General features: G+C 73.5%; 3 protein-coding genes and 1 pseudogene. All 4 read left to right on the top strand.

The window, feature by feature from the left end:
* The first annotated feature begins 114 nt into the window (after positions 1 to 114).
* Positions 115 to 2,919, top strand: coding sequence for a calcium-binding protein (locus tag BLV24_RS22160; protein WP_092685430.1), 2,805 nt, complete (start codon positions 115 to 117; stop codon positions 2,917 to 2,919).
* A 184-nt stretch (positions 2,920 to 3,103) separates the two neighbouring features.
* A complete protein-coding gene (locus BLV24_RS20615; protein ID WP_092685428.1) occupies positions 3,104 to 5,221 on the top strand; it encodes an acyltransferase family protein in 2,118 nt (705 codons plus the stop codon).
* Positions 5,222 to 5,272: 51 nt separating this feature from the next.
* A complete protein-coding gene (locus BLV24_RS20610) occupies positions 5,273 to 5,746 on the top strand; it encodes a restriction endonuclease (RefSeq protein WP_176954867.1) in 474 nt (157 codons plus the stop codon).
* Positions 5,747 to 5,838: 92 nt separating this feature from the next.
* Positions 5,839 to 6,351 (top strand): annotated as a pseudogene (locus BLV24_RS23070) (glycosyltransferase); the annotation flags it as partial.
* Between the last annotated feature and the right edge of the window lie 354 nt (positions 6,352 to 6,705).

Genomic DNA, 6,705 nt, shown 5'->3' with positions numbered 1-6,705 from the left:
TCACCCTGCGCTAGCCCTGATACTTCTCGGTTACCTCAGTCCTTTTCGTTTGCTTTCCCGGCCCCCCGTAGACCTGCGCTGATCTTGTCCAGCGTAGCTTACGGAGCCCCCCTGATGACCGCGTATGCCGATCTGCCGACCGCCACCGCCGCCGAAGGCGACTCCACCCCGGTCCTCGCCTGGAACCTGGAGGCGGTGAAGGACTGGTCCACCCAGATGCCGTTCCTCGACATCGCCCGGACCATGCGGCCGTGGAGCGGAATCCCGACCGACGGGACCCCCAAGCTGAACTATCAGGCGCTCGCTCAGTCCGGCGTTCTCGACGAAAACGGCTGGCCCATATCCATGCCCGAAGGGCTGAAGCAGTTCGTCTCCATCTGGTCCTGGGGCGGCGCCCCCGACGCCGCCGACAGCCGCGCCGGCGTCTATGTGCTCACCTACGAGGGCGAGGGCGATCTGCGTCTCCATCTCAGCGCCGAGGTGCTGGAATCGGAGCCGGGCCGCATCGTCTTCGAAACCTCTGGATTGGGCAGCGTCCAGTTGATTATCGAGGGCACCGATCCCAACGGGACCGGCGACTACATCCGTGACATCTCGGTGGTGCGCGAGGATCATGTCGACCTGGTCGAGGCCGGCGCGATCTTCAACCCGGACTTCCTCGCCCGCATCCAGGACGCCGGCCAGCTCCGCTTCATGGACTGGATGGACGTCAACGACTCCGAGATGACGCAGAGCTGGGCCGACCGGCCGACGCTCGACCAGGCGACCTGGATGAACAACGGCGTGCCGGTCGAGATCATGGTCGAGCTCGCCAACCAGGCCGGGACCGATCCCTGGTTCACCATGCCCCACGGGGCCGACGCCGAGTATGTCCGCGAATTCGCCACCTATGTGCGCGACCATCTCGACCCGCGCCTGACCGCCAGCGTCGAATTCTCCAACGAGACCTGGAACTGGGCCTTCGACCAGACCAAGGACCTGCGCGACATGGCCGTCGCCGACTGGGGCGTGGCCCCGGACGACTGGAAGGCGCTGGTCCACTACCAGGCCAAGCTCGCCACCGAGATGGCGATGGTCTGGGATGAGGTGTTCGGCGAGGAGGCCGACGCCCGCCTGGTCAAGGTGCTCGGCGCCTGGGCGGGCAGCGTCAATCGCAGCAACGACCTGCTCGACCCCGTCACCTGGTTCGAGCTGGAGCCCGAGACCGCCGTCGCCCCGGACCAGGTGTTCGACGCGCTGGCCGTCACCACTTATTTCGGCAACCGGGTCACGGCCAAGGCCGACCAGCGCGCGGAGCTTCTGGCCGCGATCCAGGACCCTGACGTCGACGCCATGACCTGGCTGCACGACAAGCTGCTCGACCCGACCTACAGCAGTTCCGTCCCCCAGACCCTCGCCGCCCTCGCCCGGCAAAAGGCGGTGGCCGAGGACCGCGGGCTCGACCTGATCGCCTACGAGGGCGGCCAGCACGTGCACACCATGAAAGCCGCCAACAACGCCGAGCTCGACGCCTTCATGCGCGATTTCGTGCGCTCCGAGCAGATGGCCGACCTCTACCAGCATCTGTTCGACGGCTGGGCCGAGATCGGCGACGGCCCCTTCATGCAGTTCGTCGCCGTGGGCTCGGCGCGGGCCTCCGGCTCCTGGGGCCTTCGTTCCTCGCTGGGCGACGAAAACCCCCGCGCCGAACTGCTCGACCGTCTCGGCGCCGAGACCGACCCCTGGTGGGACGGGGCCGAGGCCAACGACGCCTATCTGCACGGCGTGACCCGCACCGGCGACGCGGACGGGATCGCGACCGACGACGTGCTGGTCGGCACCGTGGAGGAAGACTTCCTCATCGGCCGCCACGGCGACGACATCCTGGTCGGCGGGGCCGGGAACGACGGGCTCAACGGCGGGGCGGGCGACGACCTCGCCGTCTTCGCCGGCGCCGCCATCGCCTACGTGATCGAGGCCGAGGGCGACGGCTGGCGGCTCACCGGGCCGGACGGCTCTGACTACCTGATCAACGTCGAGCGCCTGCTGTTCGAGGACGGGACCGAGATCACCCCCGAGGCGCTGGCCCTCGCCCAGACGCTGATTGCCGCGCCCAATCTGGACGATGACGCCGTCCCGGCGAACCCGGCGAACCCGGCGAACCCGGCGAACCCGGCGGACCCGGCGGACCCCGTGGCGCCAGAAGCCGCCGCCACGGTCACCGGCCTGAGCGAGCTGGTCGTCCTCGACGCCGCCGGCGCCTGCCGGGCCGAGACCGGCGAAGTCGGCCTGCTGATCGACGCGGTCAACCGCGCCTCGGCCCTCGGTCGGGAATTGCGTGCGGCGGGCGAGGACCCCGAGGCGACCTATCTGGTCGCGCAGAAGGGCTTCCAGGTCGAGATCGGCGGCGTCGCCGTGACCGCGGCCTACGCCTCGCTGCAGGAGAATCGCATCGGCAAGGACGGCGCGCCGCTGTCGGGCACGGCGCTGGAGACCAGCGAGGCCCTGGCCGCCCTGGTCCGCGACGCCGCCTGCATCCACGGATCCGACTTCAACGACACCATGTTCGGCCGCCGCGCCGACGACGTGCTCCACGGCGAGGGCGGCCGCGACTGGCTGCAGAGCCGGGACGGCGACGACGTGCTGGCCGGCGGGACGGGCGACGACGCCCTGACCGGCGGCGCGGGGGCGGACGTCTTCGTCTTCGCCGCCGGCGACGGCCGCGACGTGATCCGCGACTTCTCGGTCGCCGAGGGCGACCGGCTGGAGCTGCACGGCCTCGGCGACGCGGCGCTGACCGGCCAGGACCTGGCCGAGATGGCCTGGATCGACGGCCGCGGCCGCGTGGCGCTGGATTTCGGCGACGACCGGATCCTGTTCGCAGGTCTGGAGATCGACGATCTGGCCGGGGCGCAGATCGACTGGCTCGCCGCCGCCTGATCCGTCGGCGCGCGGCCGATGCCTGAACCCGCGCTCGCAGGACGAGCCCCCCCGGGGGCGGCCTTCCGCCCCGGGGGAACCGCATGTCACCCCCTTCTCCTGTCTATTAGGAGAAAATTCACCTAAACCCCCTGCAATCCTCCCGGGCGGCTTTCGCCTCAGGGACGAGCGGGCGGGATCGGCCATGCGCCACAGGAAGGACATCGACGGACTGCGCGCCATCGCCGTGGGCGCCGTCATCGCCACCCATGCCGGGGCGCCGCTCCCCGGCGGCTTTCTGGGCGTCGACCTGTTCTTCGTGCTCTCGGGCTTCCTCATCGCCGGCATGATGGCGACCGGGCTCGACCGCGGGACCTTCTCGCTCCGCGCCTTCTGGATCCGCCGCGCCCGGCGCATCCTGCCCGCGCTGGCCCTGATGTGCCTCGCCTGCCTCCCCGCCGCCTGGCTCCTCGCCGCCCCCGACCGCTTCGACGCCATGGGGCAGAGCCTGGTCGCCACCGCGCTCTCCGCCTCCAACCTGTATTTCTTCCTCACCTCGGACTATTTCACCCCGGCGGCCGAGACCCTGCCCCTGCTCCACACCTGGTCCCTCGCCGTCGAGGAGCAGTTTTATCTGGCCTTCCCCCCCCTCCTCCTCCTCGCCTGGCGGCGCCCCGCCGCCGTCCCCGCCCTGCTATTCGCCGCCCTGCTGGCCAGCCTCGCGGCGGCCGAGATCGCGGCCCGCGGCCCCCACGCCTCCGCCGCCTTCTACCTGCCCCCCTTCCGGGCGTGGGAGCTGCTGGCCGGCGCGCTGGCGGGCATTCTGACCCGGCCGGGCGCGGCGCTGGCCCCGGGCCTCGCGGGGGGGCTCGCCGCCCGCCTCGCCGCCGCGCAGGCCTGGTCGCGGCGCAGCCGGGCGGGGGGGGCTCCGGGGGCCGCGGGTCTCGCGCTGATCCTCGCGGGCCTGGCGCTGGTCCCGCCCTCGGCGCCCGTCCCCGGCCTCGCCTGCCTGCCGGTGGTGGCGGGAACCGTGCTGATCCTGGTCTTTCCCGGCGGCCCCGCCGCCCGCCTCCTGTCCCTGCCGCCGCTCACCGCCCTCGGCCTGATCTCCTATTCCGCCTATCTCTGGCACCAGCCGGTCTTCGCCTTCGCCCGGCTGGCGAGCTTCACCCCCCCCTCCCCGGTCTTGATGGCCGCCCTCACCGCCCTGACCCTGGCGCTGGCCTGGGCCTCCTGGCGCTTCGTGGAGCAACCGTTCCGCGACCCCGCCCGCCTGCCGACCCGTCCCTTCCTGGCGCTCACCGGGGGGACGCTGGCGGCGCTGGTCGCGGTCGGCCTCGTCGCCGACCGGACCGGGGGCCTCGCCCCCGCTCGCTTCGCGCCCTGGCAGGTCGCCCTCTTCGACAGCGCCCGCCCCTCCCCCCTGCGCGATAGCTGCCACCACGTGCCCGGGCGGATGCTGGCCATCGGCCCCGACGGCGCCTGCCGGATCGGGGCGGACGGCCGGCCGACCCGCCAGGCCTCCGCCCGCCCCCCCGCCCTCGCCGTGCTGGGGGACAGCCACGGGGTGGAGCTCGCCTATGTCCTCGCCCGTCGCCTGCCCCCCGGGGAAACCCTGGTCGAGCTCACCGCCTCCGCCTGCCCGCCGGCGCTCACCTTCGCCTCCGACAACCCCGACAATCCCGGCTGCACCGCCTGGACCGCCGCGGCGGTCGCCTGGCTGGAGGCCCGCCCCACGATCCCGGTGGCGCTGTCCTGGCGCCACGCCATCTACCTGCATGGCAAGACCGAGGCCGACCTCGCCGCGTCGCCCTCGGACCGGACGGATCGCATCCTCGGCCCCCTTTCCGGCCCGCCGCTTCCCGACAGCCCCGAAGGGGCCGCCGAAAAACGCGCCCTCTATGCCGAGTCCCTGATCGCCCTCGCCACCCGGCTGCGCGCTTCGGGCCGCCGGGTGATCCTCGCCCCCGCGGTCCCCGAACTGGTCCAGCCGGTCGAGAGCTGGATCCGGCTGCGCTGGACCGAGGACGGCCCGCACGAGGCCCTTCCCCCATCCTACCACGCCGCCCGCACGGCCGAGCTGAAGGCTCTCCTGCCCCGCCTGCGCGCGCTCGGGGTCGAGACCCCGCCCCTCCCCCCCGCCTTCTGCGACGCCCGCGCCTGCTACGGCGCGCGGGATGGCCGCGCGCTCTATTTCGACACCAACCATCCCAGCCTTGCAGGCGCCGAGGCGCTGGCCCGGGCGCTGGGGTCCTTGGCTGAGTCCGCCCCCGTCGAGGGCGACCCCGCCACGGACGCCCCCGCCACGGACGCCCCCGGATGAGCCGGTAAGGCGTGGCGGCCTCCGCCCCCGTCCCGATCCGGCGCAATCCTGTTGATCCCGCCCGCATTCGCCGGCATCGCCCTCGACCCGGACCTGATCGCCCCCGACGAGGCGGCCGAGCTGGCGCCCGTCAGCGCCGCGAGGCCGGTTCGACGCCGCCGCCCTGCCCCTCGCTCCCCTCTTCAGTGGCCGCGCCGTCGCGGCCTGGGGGGCCGAGGCCCTGACCGGCTTCGGCCGGAGGCGACCGCCACCATCGGCTCGGACGATCAGGGGATCGACGTGATCGCGCGGCGCGACGGCGGCTCGCCGGGGCTGCGATGCAAGCTCCGGAGCGGCGCGGCGGGCGCCAAGGCGGTGCAGGAGGCCCATGCCGGCAAGGCCCGTTACGGCGTCGAGGCGGCCGGCGTCCTGACCAACGCCCCCTTCCCCGTCCGCGCCCGCGACCTCGCCGCCGCAACCGGCATCCGGCTGCTGTCGCGCCACGAGATCCCCGAGCTTTTCGACAAGGTTTTCGGCCCGGCCTGAGCGCCTCTCCCTTCCCCCCGCCCCCCGCCCGAAGGGGCGGGTCGCCGCGGCCCCCCCTTCGGCTCTGGCTGCGCCCGGCCCCGCCGCCTAGGATGGCCCGCCGCCCCGCCCGCCGATCCCCCCGCATCAAGGTTCGACGCGCCCGACATGATCGCCCCTCCCAAGGTCCTCCGCCGCCCCGAAACCTGCGCCGCGACCCGTCCTGCGCGGCAGGCCCGCGGATGACCCCCGCCATCGGCCCCGATCCCGTCATCGGTCTCGTCGCCATCGGCCGCAACGAGGGCGCCCGCCTCGTCGCCTGCCTCGAGGCCGCCCGCGCGCTGGCCGACGCCGGCCTGCTCGGGCCCATGGTCTATGTCGACAGCGGCTCCACCGACGGCAGCCCCGCGCGGGCCGAGGCGCTCGGCGTCCAGGTCGTGCATCTCGACACCGCCCAGGGCTTCACCGCCGGCCGCGCCCGCAACGCCGGCGCCGCCGCGCTCGCCGCCCTCCCCGCCCCCCCGGCCCTGATCCAGTTCATCGACGGCGACTGCACCCTGCAACCCGGCTGGCTGGAGACGGGACGCGCCGCGCTGCTCGCCGACCCCGGCCTCTGCGCCGTCGCCGGGCGCCGTCGCGAACGCTTCCCCGACGCCTCCCCCTTCAACCGCCTCTGCGACATGGAGTGGAACACGCCCACAGGCCCCGCCGCCGCCGTCGGGGGCGACGCGCTCTACCGCGCCGACGCCTTCCATGCGGTGGCGGGCTTCGACCCCGCCTTCATCTGCGGCGAGGAACCCGAGCTGAACCGCCGCCTGCGCGGCCGCGGCTGGCGCCTCGCCCGCCTCGACGCCGAGATGACGCTCCACGACGCCGCCATGACCCGCTGGGGCCAATGGTGGAAGCGGACCGAGCGCACCGGCTGGTCCTATGCCGAGGGCGCCGCCGCCTACGGGTCCGAGCCCGACCGCTACAACCGC

Source organism: Albimonas donghaensis (assembly GCF_900106695.1).
Classification (GTDB): Bacteria; Pseudomonadota; Alphaproteobacteria; order Rhodobacterales; family Rhodobacteraceae; genus Albimonas; species Albimonas donghaensis.
This window is presented reverse-complemented; position numbering and strand designations above follow the sequence as displayed.